This window comes from Hymenobacter metallilatus, assembly GCF_003944705.1.
GTDB classification, from domain to species: Bacteria; Bacteroidota; Bacteroidia; order Cytophagales; family Hymenobacteraceae; genus Hymenobacter; species Hymenobacter metallilatus.
The window spans coordinates 63,455-79,593 of sequence record NZ_RWIS01000006.1 but is presented as its reverse complement, the minus strand read 5'-3'; the positions used below and the strand labels follow the sequence as shown (position 1 = coordinate 79,593).

Sequence of the window (16,139 nt, the reverse complement as noted above, 5' to 3'; positions counted from 1 at the left end):
CATCACCGTTTTCAACGAAAAGGGCACCGAACAGGAGCGCAAAGCTACAGTTTATACCTAGATGATTAAGTACCTCCGGCGGCTGTTGGCACGGTGTAGAGACGCGAAGTGTCGCGTCTCTACGTTGCTGAGGTTGTTTAAATTGGTTCGGACGAGCCGTTCAACGCCGAGACGCGAAGTGTCGCGTCTCTACACCGTGCCTTCTACCTCTTGGCGGCGCAGTACTTTTTCGCACTTTTTCCAGTAGTTGAAGAAGCTGGGGAAATAGCCGACTACTTCCGGCACCAGCCAAGGGCGGGCGTCGTGGGTGCCGGGGTAGTGGGCCGTGGTGGGGTGCTGGCGGGTGTAGATGGCCGGCACGTCGGCCAGGTGGGGCAGCTCCGTCACCTCCCCCACGAATACCTGGATGCCGGGGATATTGTCCGTGGCCAGCCGCTGGATGAAGGCCAGCACCGCCCCGCTCACCGGAAACCGCCGGAAGTGCGAGGGTTCAAGTACCAGGATGCGGTTGGCCGGCTCGTCGGCGCGCCACTGCGGGTCGAGGTGGTAGCTGTTGTAGAGTAGCAGCGGCCGGGCGGGGTCGATAACCGGGGCGGGCGTGGCGGGCAGCGGGGTTTCTAGGTCGGGCGCGACGGTGGCCTGCAGCTCCGGGGGCACGGGCAGCGTGGGCAGCTCGCCGTAGGCTACGTCGAGGTAGGTGTGGCGCTGCTGACTGCCGGTGTAGTGATTGATGTTTTCCTGGTTGCAGTAGTAGGGCTTGCCAGCAAACGCGCCGGCCACCCACTGCCAGCTGCAGGTGTTGCTGGCCAGGTCGCCGTCGAGCAGATGGTAGTAGAGCCAGGCCGCCGGGGCCGCCCAGTGCGCCCGCCCGATTCAGCAGGCCAGGCTAGCCACGTACATGCGCAGGTGGTTGTGCAGGTAGCCGGTGGCGGGCAGCTGGCGCAAATACCCATCCACGGCCGCAATGCCGGTGCGGGCTTCAGGCAGGGCCCGGGGCAGCCGGTGGTGCTGCACGCCGGGCTGGGGCTGGCGCAAATCAGTGAACAGCTCGTCGCCGCGGGCCTCCCACACCCGCTGGAAATAGTCGCGCCAGCCCAGCTCGCTGGCCAGCTTCTGCATCTCGTCGAAGGTGAAGCCGCGGGCCTGCAGGGCCTCGTACACCTGCCGGGTGCTGATAACGCCCCGGCTCAGGTAGGGCGACAGATACGTGAGGGCCCCGTTGAGGAAGTTGCGCGAGCAGCCGTAACGCACCGGGTCGATGGCCGCTACCCGGTCCAGAATAGCCGCGTAACGGGTGGGGAAGCTGAGGTTGGGCGCGGCGGTGGGCTCGGGGTGGGCCTGGCCGGCGTGGAGTTTACGCAGGTGCGTGCTCATGACGGGAAAGGGGGCGCTACCGCTTGCTGAGTTTGTTGAGGGAGATACTGCGCTGCTGGTTGCTCTTGAAGCCGTCCACGTCGTCGGGACGACGGGCACGGTGCTTGGTGGCGCGGCCGCTCATGCGGGCCCGCCACATCCGAAACGAGGACGCCTTCATTTCGCGGCGCATCAGGGCAATGACTTCCTTTTCGGCCAAGCCAAATTGCGCCTCAATGGCCTCGAACGGCGTGCGGTCTTCCCACCCCATTTCGATGATGCGGTCAATGTCGGCGGGGGATAAAGGGGCGGATTCGGGCATACGGCAGCAGATGGGTGCCGGCGTGGGGCGGCCGGCGCTTCAGCAACCGTCGGGCTTCGGGGGATGTTTCGGCGGGCACAGCAGCCGGCCGTTACTGCGGCGGCAGTACTTCGCGCCACTGGCCGCTTTCGGCGTAGTGCCTGACCACGCGCGCCCGCTCCACCAGAAACTTCCGCAGGTAGCGTTTCAGCACCAGCGCATCCACCGCCCGGCCCAGCCAGCCCAGCGGGGAGGTAAATTCGAACACGTCCCGCATTAGGGTACCGGCATCCTGCACCTGAAAATGGTGCTCATGGCGCATGCGTTTAAAAGCGCCCCGCTGCATTTCGTCGCAGAAATACCTTGGGGCCTCGAACTCCGTGACTTTACTCGTCAGCGTCTGCCACACGCCAAAATGCCGCGCCCGGAACGTGACAGAGTCTCCGAGCTGAAGCACGCCACGACGGACGCCACCGATGATTTCCTCTTGGGTTTGGCTGGCCGAAATGGTGTGCAAATCCATGCTTAGCGCCAGTTGAAAACACCGAACTGGTGGGGCACTGATAAATGTCAGAACTTCGATAGTGGGCACGTACCTAAACCTATAGAAATTTATAGGCGAATGTCAGCACTTCTGTTGTGACCGGGCCAGCTTCGAAGCGTAATTGACGCAGCGCTACCACCACTTGCCGCACCATTTCAGCCCGGCCGGCTGCGCTTGCCGGTATCGTATTTTCCAGCTCTTCCAGGTTATTTACCTGGCCGGTGGTGTTGATGGTCAGCCGCATGGTAATCTTGCCTTCTACCTGCGCCCGCAACGCCTGTGTTGGGTAGTGGATCGTCCTGCGCAGGTAGTCATAATACCGGTTATCTTCGGAAAGAATGTGGTTTTCCTTGATGCGCTGCCCGATACCACGTTGCAAAAGCGACATAGCAGCGCCCGATGCAACAATGCGTAGAGAATCCCGGCGCAGCGCCTGTAGCTGATTCAGCGAATCTTGCCGGATTTTCGCTTGCATCGTTTGCACCCCGCGTTGGGCAGCAGTAGGAGGCTTCGGGCGAATAACTGGTTTCGCCTCCCAGCGGTTGTACGTAGCCTGCGCACGAGCTTGCCCGGCGGCGGTGCACACCAGGACCACGAATAGCCAGAGAATTGTATGCAACTTGTTATTCATCAACGCATTTTTAATATAAAAGCCCCTCACGCAGTAAATTACGGGAGGGGCTTCTTATATTTTTAAGCAACAACCGCTACCATGTAGAGACGCAAAGTACTGCGTCTCCTCGTTGCTGAAGTTGTTTAAACCGGTTGATACGAACCGTTCAACGAAGAGACGCAAAGTATTGCGTCTCTACATCGTGGCAGCAGCATAAAGCCGATTACCAGCAGCTACTTACAACGACTTAACCGCCGGGGCGGCAGCCGGGGCCGGCGTTACAGCGGCAGTTTTGGTACCTTTTTTCATGCAGCAGGAGCTACCCATGGCCGACTTCTGCGCCTCGGAACATTCCATTTTGGCGGCTTTTTTGCCTTTTTTGGCAGTTTTCTCGCCCTCGTGGGCAGCGGCGGAACCAACGAAGGCAAACAGGGCAAGGGCGAGCAGGGCGTTTTTCATAAAAAGCGAGGATGGAAGATGGAGAAACAAATGCCGGAAATCAGGGGTTGGTTTTCGGTTGTCCTAAAGTAGCTCGGTTCCGGCAGAAAACCGCACGCCACCGGTTGTAGTTTTGCCGAAGCCTGTTCAGGGCTCCTCACGTGTTTTCTGATGCCCGGAGCTTACGGCTTCGGGACCTTGCCTATGCCCCTTCGCAAACTTGCGCACCTCACGCTGCTGGCCCTCGGACTGCTCACGGCCCTGGCCGTGTTCTTCGTGGCTCAGCTGCGCTTCAACTATAATTTCAACGACTTCTACCCTGCCGGCGACCCGGACCTGGACTACTACCAGGCCTACTCCGCCCGCTTCGGCAACGACAACGACTACGTGCTGCTGGGCCTGGAAGCCCCGGCCGGCCAGACGGTGTTCGAGCCCCGGTTCCTGACCAAAGTCGATTCGCTCACACGCTTTATCCGGGCGCGGCGGCACGTCACGCAGGTCTCGTCGCCGACCACGGCCAGCAACCCGGTGGTGGAGGGGCTGGGCGTGTTCAACGTGCCTTACCTGCACCCGCAGGAGCCCGAGCGGCGCGCCCAGGACTCGGCGCTGGTGTACCGCACGCCGGGCCTCATCGGCAACCTGATTTCGCGCGATGCGCGGGCCGTGACCATCCTGTTCCAGACCTCACCCAACCTCAGCAAGCCGCCCGGTGACTCGCTGCTGGCGGCCGTGCGCACCGAGCTGGCCCGCCAGGGCATTCCCGAAAACGAGTACCACCTGGCCGGCAAGATGGTGGCGCAGTCGGTGTTTGTGGACCGGCTGCAGGTGGAGCTGATGGTGTTCATGAGCCTCTCGGTGCTGCTCGTGACGGGGCTGCTGTGGCTCACGTTCCGGACGTGGTGGGGTGTGGTGCTGCCGCTGGTGGTGGTGCTGGGGGCCATTCTGTGGGGGCTGGGCGTGATGTCGGCCTTCGGGGTGAGCATTGATCTGATGACGGCCCTGCTGCCGGTGATGCTGTTCGTGGTGGGCATGTCCGATACCATTCATATCATCACGCGCTACGTCACGGAGCTGGGCTACGGGGCCAGTAAGCGAGAGTCGCTGCTGATTGCCCTCAAGGAATCGGGCTTCGGCTCGGGACTGTCGGCCCTGACGACCAGCATCGGGTTTTTCACCCTGATGACCAGCACCATCCGGCCCATCTACAACTTCGGGCTGTTCACGGGCATTGCCGTGCTGCTCACGTTTGCCCTCAGCTTCACGCTGCTGCCGGCCATGCTGGTACTGCTGCGCAAGCCCCAGCTGCGCATTCCGCGCCGGGAAGGCCACAGCTGGGACGGCGTGCTGGGCCGCCTGTTCCGGACGGTGCTGGCCCGGCGGCACTGGGTGGTGGCCATCAGCGCCGTGGTGCTGGGGCTGTCGGTGGCCTCGGCCTCGCGCATCCGCATCAATTCGGCGCTGCTCGACGACCTATCGAAGAACGACCCGGTGAAGCTGGATTTCCGGTTTTTCGAGCGGCAGTTTGCCGGCGTGCGGCCTTTCGAGCTGGATTTGAAGCCCGGCTCTGGCCGCACGATCTACGATTTGCAGGTGCTGCGCCAAACCGAGAAAATCGAGGGCTACCTGCAAAAAGAATATGGCCTGAACTTCGTGGCCTCGCCGGTCACCATCATCAAATCGGTGCGCAAGGCCCTGAACGGCGGCCTGCTGAGCGAGTACCGCCTCCCCGATTCTGAAGCCGAGCTGCAGCGGTTGGTGCGCAAGGTGAAGCTGTTTCGCAAGAAGCCCGAGTTCCGGGCGCTGGCCCTGCCCGACGGCTCCGAGGGTCGCCTTACCGGCCGTATGCCCGACGTGGGCAGCATCCGGGCCGACCAGCTGAACGCCGGCCTGCGCCGCTTTCTGCGCACCTCTGTGGACAGCACCGTGCTGCAAACCCGCCTCACCGGCTCGGCCAACCTCATCGACAAAAATAACTCAACCCTCACGCTCAACATGATTACGGGCATGAGCATCGACATTGTGATGGTGACGCTGATTGTGCTGCTGCTGTTCCGGAGCTTGCGCATGACGGTGGTGGTGCTCATCCCCAACCTGGTGCCCATTCTGATTGTGGCCGGCGTGATGGGTGCGGCCGGCGTGAGCATGAAGGTGAGCACCAGCATCATCTTCACCATTGCCTTCGGTATTGCCGTGGATGACACCATCCACTTCATCTCGAAGCTGAAACTGGTGCTGCTGAAGGAGCCCAGCCTGTTCAAAGCCGTGCGCAAAACCTACCTGATGGCCGGCAAAGCAGTCATCGTCACCTCCCTGATTCTGGTGGGCGGGTTCTCCACGTTGATCTTTTCTTCGTTTGACGGGACTTTTTACGTGGGGCTTTTGATTGGGCTGACCTTGCTGTTTGGGGTAGTGGCGGAGCTGACGCTGCTGCCGATTCTGATTCTATACTTCTACCGGCATAAACCCAAGGAAATACGGCAGCCGGTGCCGCTGCTGGAAGCGTAGAAGTGATTTTATACGTAAATGGCGGGCCTGCTTTTGAAAAGCGGGCCCGCCATTTTTTGTACACACCTGACCATTTTTAAGGCTTGGCGAGGGTCAGGCCTACTGGTGCCAGCAGCGGACCTTCGTCGTAGAAGTTGAGGTAGAGCAATAGGGGTTTGGCACTGCCGGCCCAAGTCACCTCATATACATCCAGCATACCCATTCCGCCGATGATGCCGTTGGGTGTTTTGAATGCACAGCAGCTTCCACGCCGCCGGTAGCTGATTTCCTCACCGCCGGGGCCACGCAGAGCATTCAGATAAGCCTGCTGATTACGGGCCCCCGAATCAGTTTTGCCGCCTACACAGATGGGTTTTTGCTGCGTTACGCCGTACTCCGGGTCGGTGGTAACCGATAGCCCGGTGGCCGGCGCTACGGTCTGGCGCGCGTTATCATAGTAGCTTTGCGGCAGGTTGGTGGAGCCGGTAATGTTCGGCTTAGCGTTAGTGCCGGATGTTGTTTTGGCCGTTTTGCAGGCCGAGGCCGCCAACAGGACGGATAGACTTAGTAGATAGAATATACGTTTCATAGACTCGATTTAGCTAAAAAGCTTGTTTTGTTCACTTCTGCCCCCAATTTTATTTTGACTAACCAGCTCCTTCCCCGCCGCTTCACATCCTTTTGCTTCGCCACTTGCCTGACCCTAGGGTCAGTCCTCGCCCAGACGCCCACGCCCACCACCGCCCCCGACGACCCGCTACCCCGCCTGATTCAGGAGCGCCAGCAGCTGGTGCAGGACTACGAAGCCGCCGCCGCCCAGCGCAACGCCTTCCTGGCCGACAAGCCCAGCAAAAAAGACCTGCAGGAAGTGGTAGACGCCCTGAAAGGCATCATCCGCAAAGACACTGAAATAGTGCGGGCCGTGCAGGCCGGCACCCTGCGTAAAACCGCCGCCGTAGTAGCCGAAAACCAGCAGGTGAAGCAGCTGGCCACCGTGGCGCAAACCGACCAGAGCAGCACCCGGGAGCGGTTCCACGACCTGGAAAACCAGATTGCCAACCTCCAGGAGCGGGACCGGCAGCGCGACAAGAAACTCCAGGACCTGCAAGCCACCGCCGACGAAGCCACCGCCGCCCGCACCAGCCGCGAGTTGCTGGCCGCCGCCCTGGCCGTGCTGAGCGTGGGGCTGTTGGTGTACGTAGGCAAGCTCCGCGGGCAGCGCGGCACGCCGGTGAAACGCCGGAAGTAATACACTAACCGGCTGTCATCCTGAGCAGAGCGAAGGACCTTATCACGTCAGCACGAACTGCCCTGACGTGATAAGGTCCTTCGCTCTGCTTAGGATGACAGGGTATTTTCCTCCATTCTCCCCATGCTCACCCCCGCCGCCCAGTTCCTGACCTACGCCGAGGCGGTGGCGCTGTACAATCAGCTTCGGGACGCCGATGTGGATGCACTGGTGAAAACCTGCGGCCCGCCTTCCTTCCCCTTCGGCGACGGCCTGTTTTACCAGCTGCTGATTGAGGAAGCCGATGTGCCGCAGGCCCGGGCGCTAGTGGAAGCCTTTGAGCAACAGCGCGCCACGCCGCCGGTGCTGCGCTGCCCGCGTTGCCGGGCCGAGGACGCCGCGCCGCTGCCTCGGCCGACGTGGTGGCAGCGGCTGTATTACGTGGGTACTGTGGTGCATAAATGCCCAAACTGTAACGCGGTATTTCCAGTCTGAACTCCTACTTTGGCCCGGTAACCGTCTTGCTTCGGCAGACCTAACCGAGACACCGTTTTGACCTGGACCGAAGAACAGGCCCGCGCCCTCATCACCGACACCGGTACCCTGAAACGGGGCCAGGAGCTGGCCGCTCCCGCCAAGTGGGGCAACCTGGGCCGCACCGACACCGCCGCCTGGGGTGAGTGTAAAGGCAGCGGCAGCAAGCCTTACCAAACCGGTATCGACCTCACCGCTCCCGCCTTCAAGTGCAGCTGCCCCAGCCGCGTATTTCCCTGCAAGCACGGGGCGGGCCTGCTCCTGCTGCTGGCCCGCCAGCCCCAGCTGCTGAGCCCCGCTGAGCCCCCCGGCTGGCTGCAGGAGTGGCTGGATAAGCGCCAGCAAGCCCAGGAAAAGCAGGTAGCCAAATCAGTTGACACCGCTGCCGCGGCAGCGGTTGACCCGGCAGCGGCAGAAACTGCCGCGGCGGTGGCTCGCCAGAAACGCGAGGTACAGCGCCAGAACCGTATGCAGCGCGGGGCACAAGAACTGGAAATCTGGCTGGTGGACATCATACGGGCCGGCCTGGCTGCCCTCGACCAGCAGCCCCGAAGCTACTGGGAAAACCAGGCCGCCCGCCTCGTGGATAATCAGCTACCCGGCTTGGCTACGGTGGTGCGGGAACTGCCCGCCCTGCGCCACCAGGGCGCCGACTGGCCCTCCCGGATGCTAAGCCGACTAGGGGAGCTGTACCTACTGGTGCGCGCTTTCCTGCGCCTGCCTGAGTTGAGCGAGGACGCCCGCCAGGAGGTGCTGCAATTAGTGAGCGTGAACCTAAAAAAGGAAGACGTGCAGGCCACGCAGCCCTCTGTAACCGACGAGTGGCGCGTTCTGGCCCTGGCTACTACTGAGGAAGACCGCCTGACCGTGCGGCGGGCCTGGCTGCAGGGCCAGCGGACCAGCTGTTTCGCGCTGGTGGTGGAGTTTTCCTTTGGAGGCCAGGCCTTTGCCACCCCGCTGGTACCCGATGGCTTCTATGAAGGCGAACTAACGTTTTATCCGGGTTTATTACCGCTGCGCGCCATTCCGGGGCAGCTCACGTTTCAGGGAATTCAGCCCGCCAACCCCGTGCCCCCGGGTAGTGGCGGGCCCGGGCAGCTACTGGCTGCCTATGCTGCTGCCCTGGCCCGGCAGCCCTGGCTGCGCGAGTGGCCAGCCCTGCTTGGTGGCGGGGTACCCGTCCCTACGGCCGAAGGTTGGGTACTGCGGTTCCCGGCCGAACCCAGTGCGGCCGGTATGGTCGGCGCAACTTCTGTAACCAACCGCCTCATCGAAATCCGCCTGCTCTGCGACGACTCATTTGGCTGGGAGCTGCGGGCCATCAGCGGCGGCTTTCCGCTCACCGTTTTCGGGGAGTGGACCGGCCAGGGCCTGCGTCCTTTGGTGGGGTGGGATACCGTGGCTGAACTACAAACTTCCTAGCCGATGTCCGAAACCCACCCCACCCCGGAGGCCGCTCTGCGCCCCGCCGCCGACTGGCAGCGCCTGCAGCGCGTAGCCCTGCTCGGCACCCGCCAAAACCCCGACGAGCTACCCGTAGTGCCCGGTTTTGTGCTGCCCGATGGTACTTCCGACCACCGCGAAAAGCAGGCTTTGCTAACGGCCGGCGTTTTGAGTGCCATCCGCAAAGCAGGCTACCGGTTGGCAGCTACGGCTGTAGCAGATGTTGCCTTGGCCGCTCCCGAAACACAGGATGCCTTGGGAGCTGGCGGTGCTCAGCTGCTGCAGCAGTTGCTGGAAGGCCAATACCCCGAGCTACTGCCCGAATTTCTGGCCGCGCTGGCCGACAACCAGCGCCGGGTACCGCACCAGCTACTGGTGCAGCTACTCGAATACGCCCGCCCCCGACCAGCATTGCACCCGGCAGTTGCTGCGGTGCTGGGTCGGCGGGGGGCCTGGCTGGCAGCCCAGAACCCGGCGTGGCAAGGGTTGCTGGCCGCCTCGGAGCAGGCTACTGAGCAAACTGCCTGGGAAACCGGCACTATTGGGCAGCGCGCCTTGTACCTGGAAAACCTGCGCCGCCGGGAGCCCGCCCACGCCCGCCAGCTGCTGGCCGCTGGGCTGCCCCAGGAGCCGGCCAAACACCAGGCCCAGCTGCTGGAAACGCTTCAGGAAAGGCTGGCTGCCGACGATGCGCCCCTGCTCACGCAGTATCTGGCTGCCAAAAGCAAGGAAGTACGCCAAACGGTGCTGCCCCTACTGGTGCGCCTCCCCGACAGCCCCCTGCTGGCACGGCTCTGGCAACGCGCCGAGCCGCTGGTACAACTTAAACGTAATCTGCTCAGCAAGAAACTCCTGGTAGAGCTACCAGCTTCCACCTGGGACAAAAACTGGCTGCTCGACGGCATAGAGCAAAAAGACAGTCGCTTCCCCGGCGAAAAAGCCGCGCTGCTGGGCCAGCTTCTCGTTCTGATTCCGCCTCGGCGCTGGGCTGAGCAATGGCACGTCTCGCCCGCTAAAATCATTGACCTGGCGGCCGACACTGAATGGGCGGATTTGCTGCTCACGGCGTGGTCGGAGGCGGCAGTGCTGCACCAGGATGCGGTGTGGACCCACGCCTTGCTGGAGTGGCTGCACGCCCAACCACGCCAGAAAGCGCCCACCCTGCCCGTTGCCCGGCTGGCAGCCGTGCTGCCCCCCGCCCAGCTTACTGAGCTAATCCTGCCGCTGCTCAACGCCACCCCACACTTCTCCACCAATGCGCCCTGGCAGCACCTATTGCAGCTAGTACCCGCGCCCTGGCCCGAAGCCCTCACGCGCCGGGTGGTGGAGTTGCTGCGCCGCGCTCTGCGGCAACCTACCGAACTGTACCGCATTCAGTACGCGGCCTCCCAACTGCTGGAGCATATGGCCCGTGTAGTACCGGTAACTCAGTATCAGCTCTGCGCCGAACCGCTGCAGCCCCTGCTCCAGGACGTGCCCTACCTGCACAACAGCCTCGCCCGCCTGCTCAATACCCTGCACTTCCGCCAGCAGCTGCAGGAAGCTTTGCACGAGCCGCCCGGTTTTGGCTAAGCCAGAACATAGCTCCCCTCCTTGGAAAGGAGGGGTTGGGGGTGGTTGACCAATCGTTGAACAGCTTCACCCATAAATACCCAATCCGTCATACTGAGCTTGCCGAAGCATCTCTCCCGCTTCGCCTGATTACTACTGCAACGAAGCGGGAGAGATGCTTCGGCAAGCTCAGCATGACGTTCATTTACATCGTTCTGCCAGCATCAACCACCCCTGGCCCCTCCTTTCCAAGGAGGGGAACTAGCATTTTTACTATCTAACTCTCCTTTCCTCAATGTCCACCACTACTCCCGCTACCACCGTCCTGCGCCCGCACGCCGAGGATGTATACGCCGAAGAGCTGGCCGCCCTGCGCGCCGCCGACCACGACCGGCCCAAGCCCCCGAACTGGCACCTCTCGCCCTGGGCGGTGGTTACCTATCTGCTGGGCGGCAAGCTGGATAACGGCTTTGAAATCGAGCCCAAGTACATCGGGCAGCGGCGGCTGATGGAAATTGCCGTGGCCACCCTGGCCACCGACCGCGCCCTGCTGCTACTGGGCGTGCCGGGCACGGCCAAAAGCTGGGTGTCGGAACACCTGACGGCGGCCATCAGCGGCCGGTCGGACTTGCTGGTGCAGGGTACGGCGGGCACCTCCGAGGACGCCATCCGCTACTCCTGGAACTACGCCCGCCTCATTGCCGAAGGGCCTTCTTTGGGTGCGCTGGTGCCCTCACCCCTGTTCAAAGGCATGCAGGAGGGCCGCCTGGTGCGCCTCGAGGAGCTCACCCGCATCCCCTCCGACGTGCAGGACACGCTCATCACCATGCTCTCCGAAAAAGTATTGCCCATCCCGGAGCTTTCCACCGAGGTGCAGGCCGTGAGCGGCTTCAACGTCATTGCCACCGCCAACGACCGGGACAAGGGCGTGAACGAGCTAAGCAGTGCGTTGCGCCGCCGCTTCAACACGGTGGTACTGCCCCTGCCGACCTCCGCGGAGGAGGAAGTGCGCATTGTGCAGACGCGGGTGGAAAAGCAGGGCAAGGCGCTGCAGCTGCCGGTGGAAGCCCCGGCCCTGGAGCAGATCAGCCGCCTCGTGACCATCTTTCGGGAGCTGCGCTCGGGCGTGACGGAGAACGGCAAAACCAAGCTCAAAAGCCCCAGCGGCACGCTCAGCACCGGCGAGGCCATTTCGGTGATGAACAGCGGCCTGGCCCTGGCCGCCTACTTCGGCGACGGCAGCCTCCGCGCCCACGACCTGGCCGCCGGCCTCACCGGCGCCGTGCTCAAAGACCCCGTGCAAGACCGCACCGTCTGGCTCGAATACCTCGAAACCGTAGTGAAAGAGCGGGACGGCTGGAAAGACCTTTACCGCGCCTGCCGGGAGGTGGTGGAGTAGTACCAGATTTCAAATTCGAACGTCATGCTGAGCGGAGCGAAGCATCTCGCCCGCCCTAACCAACCTATTATCAATGCACTTCCTACGCACGCACAAGAACCTGATTCCAGTAGTATTGCTGGCTGCACTTAGTGTTTATACAATTCTCATGGTTCTGTTTGTGCCAGTGTACCAGGATGGGGAAGCGTACCAGCGGGCCTTTACTCCGGCGCATTATGGCGCTTTTGCCGCTGTGCTTTTGAATCTGCTGGCCTACTTCTTTTTCCGCCCGTTCTTCAAACCGGTGCTCCTGCTGACCTTGGGGCTTACCCTGTTCAGCATCATCAATTTTTTACCGGATAATGTCCGGTTCAATTTCGGTTTTGGAGACGTGGGAGTAGGTTTTTCGATCCTCGGGCTAGGGCTGGTGCTGTTGTATTATTTCCTGAATAAGCCGGCCGCTCACGCCTTTATCAACCAGCGCATTACACCTACCCCCACGCACGAGCAAGCAGCCAAACGCAGGCGGAAGAACATCGACCAGTTTAAGCAAAACTTCGCCCGCAAATCCGACGCAAGCCTGCAACTGATGCTTCAGGAGAGAAAAGTGCTACCGGATGCCCTAACCGCCGCACGGGAGTTGCTGCAGGATCGGCAGATGGGCCCAAAATTATAGTACTGCCGACTGTGCCTAGAATAGTGGAGTAACGTGTGCAATGTTGACCAGTCCTGCATCCAATTAACGGAGTTGTACTAGCAGCCCATCAAGAGCCAATGAATACCAATATTCTCAAACGGTTATTATTCCTTCTTGCCATCCTCCAGCCGTTGCGAACTAACGCCTCTGCTGAACGGAGACAATCACTTTTGGGCAGTACTACCGATATAGTAGTAGTGAAAAACCATATTTGGGTGCTTGAAAATGGCGGACAGATAACGGTGTATACTACTGATGGGGCAAAAGTGCAGATGGCTTCCCTTCGTGGCATTCAGGCACAGCTTATTGCCAAAGCAGGTGATGATATAGTAGCTCAGACAGGTCAGCAACTGCAAAAATGGAGCAGCAAAGATTCCACATGGCGTGTAATTGGCAAGTTGCCTGTCGATGCTTTTGCACTGGCAGTCACAAGCCAGAACCTCGTTTTCGCCATTACTACAAAGGGAGTCTTGGATGTCACCACGGGCAAAAGCTATTTGCCTGGTTCATCACCCAATGATCAGCTCAGGCAGTTGAAAGAGCTAGGCAATCCCTCCGCCTGCTTTCTGGATAAAGAAGACACGATCTGGCTGGGATTTGGGTATGGTGAATGGGGCGGGAATATCTTCGCTTATGACACGCAGAACAAGAAACTCTCCAACCTAGCATTTAACTCATTCGAAATTAACCTGCACCCTATTAAATCTTTTTTTCAACTCCCCTCCGGTGTGGGCACTTCTTCTGGTTTGCAGCACATGTTCAATTCCGGTGCCGTGGCCGAGTTCAAGAACCAGAGCGCCCAACTCCTTTACGATTCCTGGAATGATCGGGACACAAGCACAACCAGACAAATCCCTTTCCGAACTACTACGCCGTATGTAGGGCCAGCAACTTATGATACTGCTACCAATACTATTTATGTGTATTCCAACCTGGGAGTTTATAAAGGCTCGTACGGTACCAACCTTTCCCGATTTACATCATGGGAAAAGGTATTTCAACCTAAGCTGCGTTGGCGCAATGGCCAGCCTGACGCAGTTGGCTCGCCGATGAACGTATTGAAGATGCTTTCCTTGGGCAACGGGAAACTGGTGCTGCTGACTCAAAACGACGGAGTGGGCATCTGGGACGGACAGGCATTCAAACTACTTTAACCCCATGCCCACCGACCTCCGCCTTTTTGGTATCCGCCACCATGGGCCCGGCAGCGCCGCCAGCCTCGTGCACGCCCTCGACGCCTACCAGCCCGACATCGTGCTGCTGGAGTGCCCCGCCGATGCCGAAGCGGCGCTGGCGGCGGCCACCCACCCCGAGATGCGGCCGCCGGTGGCCCTGCTCGTGTACAACCCCAAACAGCACCAGCAGGCCTCGTTTCTGCCCTTCGCCGAGTTTTCGCCCGAGTGGCAGGCCATTCAGTGGTGCCACCGCCACGGTGCCCACCTGCGCTGTTTCGACCTGCCCATGGCCCTGCGCTTCGGGACTTCACTCCCTGGTCTCCTCTCCTTGAGAGAGGGGGAACCGGCACGGGATTCTTCTCCTGATGCAGCCCCAGACCAACCCCCAACTGCACAACCGCAACCGGCAGATTTCCCACAACAACCTGAACCAGCCCATCACCAGGAAAAAGAGCCGGAGTCAGATCAACAACCAAATTCAGAGCAGAAACTAAAGCTAGAGCCAGAACAGGAGCTAAAGCTAGTCCCCCCTCTCCCCGAGGACAGGGAGCTAAGGGGTGAGGTTCCCCGGGACCCCATCTCCTACCTGGCCGAGCTCGACGGCTACGCCGACGGGGAGCGGTGGTGGGAGCTGCGCCTGGAGCAGGCCCCTGGCCACGCCGACACGTTTGCCGTGGTGCTGGACCTGATGACGGCCCTGCGCGAAGAGCTGAACCTGCCCGAAACCGAGGAAACCCTGCTGCGTGAGGCCTTTATGCGCGAAACCCTGCGCGCCACGCTGCAACAGGGCTACCAGCGCGTAGCGGTGGTGTGCGGGGCCTGGCACGCCCCGGTGCTGCGGCCCGAGCTGCTCAAGAAAGAGGATAAAGCCTGCCTCAAGGGCCTGAAAAAAGTAGCCACCGCCGCTACCTGGATTCCGTGGACGTTTGAGCGCCTGTCCACCGCCTCGGGCTACGGGGCGGGCGTGGGGTCGCCGGCCTGGTACGAGCTGCTGTTTACCACCCCCCGGGCCGAGGTGGTTACGCACTGGATGGTGCGCGCCGCTCGCCTGCTCCGCTCCCGCGACCTGGACGCTTCCGCCGCCCACGCCATTGAGGGCGTGCGCCTGGCCCACACCCTGGCCGCCGTGCGCGGCCGCGAGCTGCCGGGCATCGAAGAGCTTCAGGAAGCCGCCGTGGCCATCCTGGGCGGGGGCTACCCCGAGACCCTGGAACTGGTGCAGCGCGAGCTGGTGGTGGGTGAGCGGCTGGGCGCGGTACCGCCCGAGCAGCCCGCCACGCCCCTGCAGCAGGATGTACAGCTGCAGCAGAAAGCCACCCGCCTCAAGCCCGAAGCCACCGCCCGCACCCTCGACCTGGATTTGCGTAAGGAGCTGGACCTGAGCCGCAGCCACCTGCTGCACCGCCTGCGCCTGCTCGATATCTGCTGGGGCGAGCCGCGCCGGGCCCAGGGCAAGGCCGGCACCTTCCACGAGCTGTGGGAGCTGCAGTGGCAGCCCGAATACGCCCTTAACGTGCTGGACGCCGGCCGCTGGGGCAACACCGTGCTGGCCGCTGCCGCCGCCCGCGCCGCCAGTCGCGCCGCCGAGGCTCCCGACCTGGAAGCCGTGAGCCAGCTGCTGGCAGAGGCCCTGCAGGCCGACCTGGCCCCGGCCATCGGGGCGCTGGTGGCCCGGCTCGAAACCCTCTCGGCTGGCACCCGCGACGTGACGCACCTGCTGGCGGCCCTGCCCCCGCTGGTGAACGTGCTGCGCTACGGCAACGTGCGCCGCACCGAAACCGCCCAGGTAGCCACCGTAGTGCACCACCTGGTGCCGCGCCTGTGCATCGGGCTACCGCCAGCCTGCACCGGCCTCGACTATGACGCGGCCCGCCAGCTGCTGCCCCGCCTCGAAGGCAGCCACCAGGCCATCCGGCTGCTGCAGGACGAGGCCCAGGAAACCGACTGGTACGCGGCCCTGGCCGGGGTGCTGCGCAACCCGGCTTCCTCGGGGCTGCTGGCCGGGGCAGCGGGGCGGCTGCTGTTTGATGCCCACCGCCTCAGCCCCGAGGAAGCCGCCACGTTCCTGGGCCTGGCCCTTTCGCCGGCCCAGCCCACCAGCTACGCCACGGCTTGGCTGGAAGGCTTTTTGAGCGGCAGCGCCCTGCTGCTGCTCCACCACCGCCCCCTCTTCGATTTGCTCAACGACTGGCTGGGGGAGCTGCCCGAAGACACCTTCCGCGAAATCGTGCCCCTGCTGCGCCGCGCCTTCACCGATTTCAGCCTGCCCGAACGCCGCCAGCTGCTGGACCTTTCCCGGCAAGGACACCAGCCGGCTGCGGTTGTTGGGGAAGAGGATTACGACCTGGAACGAGGATTACAGGTGCTGCCGGGGCTCAGGGAGTTGCTGGGATTTTGATC

The 16,139-nt window shown here is 62.0% G+C and carries 16 protein-coding genes; 9 read left to right on the top strand and 7 right to left on the bottom strand.

The genetic code is table 11. The annotated features are described in order from the left end of the window. Positions 1-189: 189 nt before the first annotated feature. From EI290_RS22940 to EI290_RS10435, 6 genes are all read right to left on the bottom strand, one after another. Positions 190-780: a hypothetical protein gene (locus EI290_RS22940; RefSeq protein ID WP_246008932.1), complete on the bottom strand. Its 591-nt coding sequence runs from the start codon at positions 778-780 to the stop codon at positions 190-192. Between the two features lie 93 nt (positions 781-873). Further along, a complete protein-coding gene (locus EI290_RS22935; protein WP_221766252.1) occupies positions 874-1,374 on the bottom strand; it encodes an FAD-binding domain-containing protein in 501 nt (166 codons plus the stop codon). Positions 1,375-1,390: 16 nt separating this feature from the next. Beyond that, a complete protein-coding gene (locus tag EI290_RS10450; RefSeq protein WP_125429472.1) occupies positions 1,391-1,675 on the bottom strand; it encodes a TIGR03643 family protein in 285 nt (94 codons plus the stop codon). A gap of 91 nt (positions 1,676-1,766) precedes the next feature. Continuing rightward, on the bottom strand, positions 1,767-2,177 hold the full coding sequence (locus EI290_RS10445) for an SRPBCC family protein (protein ID WP_246008918.1): 411 nt from the start codon (positions 2,175-2,177) through the stop codon (positions 1,767-1,769). A gap of 79 nt (positions 2,178-2,256) precedes the next feature. Next, on the bottom strand, positions 2,257-2,829 hold the full coding sequence (locus tag EI290_RS10440; protein WP_148103632.1) for an energy transducer TonB: 573 nt from the start codon (positions 2,827-2,829) through the stop codon (positions 2,257-2,259). 219 nt (positions 2,830-3,048) lie between these two features. Further along, positions 3,049-3,270, bottom strand: a complete 222-nt coding sequence (locus tag EI290_RS10435) for a hypothetical protein (RefSeq protein WP_125429463.1) — start codon at positions 3,268-3,270, stop codon at positions 3,049-3,051. A 183-nt stretch (positions 3,271-3,453) separates the two neighbouring features. On the opposite strand from EI290_RS10435, the gene EI290_RS10430 reads away from it, so the two are divergent. Next, the gene (locus EI290_RS10430) at positions 3,454-5,754 is read left to right on the top strand and encodes an efflux RND transporter permease subunit (protein ID WP_125429460.1); all 2,301 of its coding nucleotides are present in this window, start codon (positions 3,454-3,456) and stop codon (positions 5,752-5,754) included. A gap of 76 nt (positions 5,755-5,830) precedes the next feature. Here EI290_RS10430 and EI290_RS10425 read toward each other — a convergent pair whose 3' ends face one another. Continuing rightward, the gene (locus EI290_RS10425; protein WP_125429457.1) at positions 5,831-6,322 is read right to left on the bottom strand and encodes a 2-dehydro-3-deoxyphosphooctonate aldolase; all 492 of its coding nucleotides are present in this window, start codon (positions 6,320-6,322) and stop codon (positions 5,831-5,833) included. Between the two features lie 54 nt (positions 6,323-6,376). On the opposite strand from EI290_RS10425, the gene EI290_RS10420 reads away from it, so the two are divergent. From EI290_RS10420 to EI290_RS10385, 8 genes are all read left to right on the top strand, one after another. Then, positions 6,377-6,982 carry a hypothetical protein gene (locus EI290_RS10420; protein ID WP_125429454.1) on the top strand — a complete coding sequence of 202 codons (606 nt, stop codon included), beginning with the start codon at positions 6,377-6,379 and terminating at the stop codon, positions 6,980-6,982. 123 nt (positions 6,983-7,105) lie between these two features. After that, the gene (locus EI290_RS10415; protein WP_125429451.1) at positions 7,106-7,456 is read left to right on the top strand and encodes a hypothetical protein; all 351 of its coding nucleotides are present in this window, start codon (positions 7,106-7,108) and stop codon (positions 7,454-7,456) included. Between the two features lie 57 nt (positions 7,457-7,513). After that, complete coding sequence (locus EI290_RS10410; RefSeq protein WP_125429448.1) at positions 7,514-8,917, top strand: SWIM zinc finger family protein; 1,404 nt, start codon at positions 7,514-7,516, stop codon at positions 8,915-8,917. Between the two features lie 3 nt (positions 8,918-8,920). Further along, positions 8,921-10,510, top strand: a complete 1,590-nt coding sequence (locus EI290_RS10405; protein ID WP_125429446.1) for a DUF5691 domain-containing protein — start codon at positions 8,921-8,923, stop codon at positions 10,508-10,510. A gap of 274 nt (positions 10,511-10,784) precedes the next feature. Next, positions 10,785-11,888 carry an ATP-binding protein gene (locus tag EI290_RS10400; RefSeq protein WP_125429443.1) on the top strand — a complete coding sequence of 368 codons (1,104 nt, stop codon included), beginning with the start codon at positions 10,785-10,787 and terminating at the stop codon, positions 11,886-11,888. A 73-nt stretch (positions 11,889-11,961) separates the two neighbouring features. Further along, a complete protein-coding gene (locus EI290_RS10395) occupies positions 11,962-12,543 on the top strand; it encodes a hypothetical protein (RefSeq protein WP_125429440.1) in 582 nt (193 codons plus the stop codon). Between the two features lie 98 nt (positions 12,544-12,641). After that, positions 12,642-13,718: a hypothetical protein gene (locus EI290_RS10390; protein ID WP_125429437.1), complete on the top strand. Its 1,077-nt coding sequence runs from the start codon at positions 12,642-12,644 to the stop codon at positions 13,716-13,718. A 4-nt stretch (positions 13,719-13,722) separates the two neighbouring features. Beyond that, a complete protein-coding gene (locus EI290_RS10385) occupies positions 13,723-16,137 on the top strand; it encodes a DUF5682 family protein (protein ID WP_125429434.1) in 2,415 nt (804 codons plus the stop codon). The last annotated feature ends 2 nt before the right edge of the window (positions 16,138-16,139 follow it).

Excerpts from the sequence above, each read along its gene's own strand:
- EI290_RS10385 (WP_125429434.1), top strand. The coding sequence starts at position 13,723 with ATGCCCACCGACCTCCGCCTTTTTGGTATCCGCCACCATGGGCCCGGC.
- EI290_RS10440 (WP_148103632.1), bottom strand. The coding sequence starts at position 2,829 with ATGAATAACAAGTTGCATACAATTCTCTGGCTATTCGTGGTCCTGGTG.
- EI290_RS10400 (WP_125429443.1), top strand. The coding sequence starts at position 10,785 with ATGTCCACCACTACTCCCGCTACCACCGTCCTGCGCCCGCACGCCGAG.
- EI290_RS10425 (WP_125429457.1), bottom strand. The coding sequence starts at position 6,322 with ATGAAACGTATATTCTATCTACTAAGTCTATCCGTCCTGTTGGCGGCC.
- EI290_RS10415 (WP_125429451.1), top strand. The coding sequence starts at position 7,106 with ATGCTCACCCCCGCCGCCCAGTTCCTGACCTACGCCGAGGCGGTGGCG.
- EI290_RS10395 (WP_125429440.1), top strand. The coding sequence starts at position 11,962 with ATGCACTTCCTACGCACGCACAAGAACCTGATTCCAGTAGTATTGCTG.
- EI290_RS10430 (WP_125429460.1), top strand. The coding sequence starts at position 3,454 with ATGCCCCTTCGCAAACTTGCGCACCTCACGCTGCTGGCCCTCGGACTG.
- EI290_RS10445 (WP_246008918.1), bottom strand. The coding sequence starts at position 2,177 with ATGGATTTGCACACCATTTCGGCCAGCCAAACCCAAGAGGAAATCATC.
- EI290_RS10390 (WP_125429437.1), top strand. The coding sequence starts at position 12,642 with ATGAATACCAATATTCTCAAACGGTTATTATTCCTTCTTGCCATCCTC.
- EI290_RS10450 (WP_125429472.1), bottom strand. The coding sequence starts at position 1,675 with ATGCCCGAATCCGCCCCTTTATCCCCCGCCGACATTGACCGCATCATC.
- EI290_RS10405 (WP_125429446.1), top strand. The coding sequence starts at position 8,921 with ATGTCCGAAACCCACCCCACCCCGGAGGCCGCTCTGCGCCCCGCCGCC.
- EI290_RS22935 (WP_221766252.1), bottom strand. The coding sequence starts at position 1,374 with ATGAGCACGCACCTGCGTAAACTCCACGCCGGCCAGGCCCACCCCGAG.
- EI290_RS10435 (WP_125429463.1), bottom strand. The coding sequence starts at position 3,270 with ATGAAAAACGCCCTGCTCGCCCTTGCCCTGTTTGCCTTCGTTGGTTCC.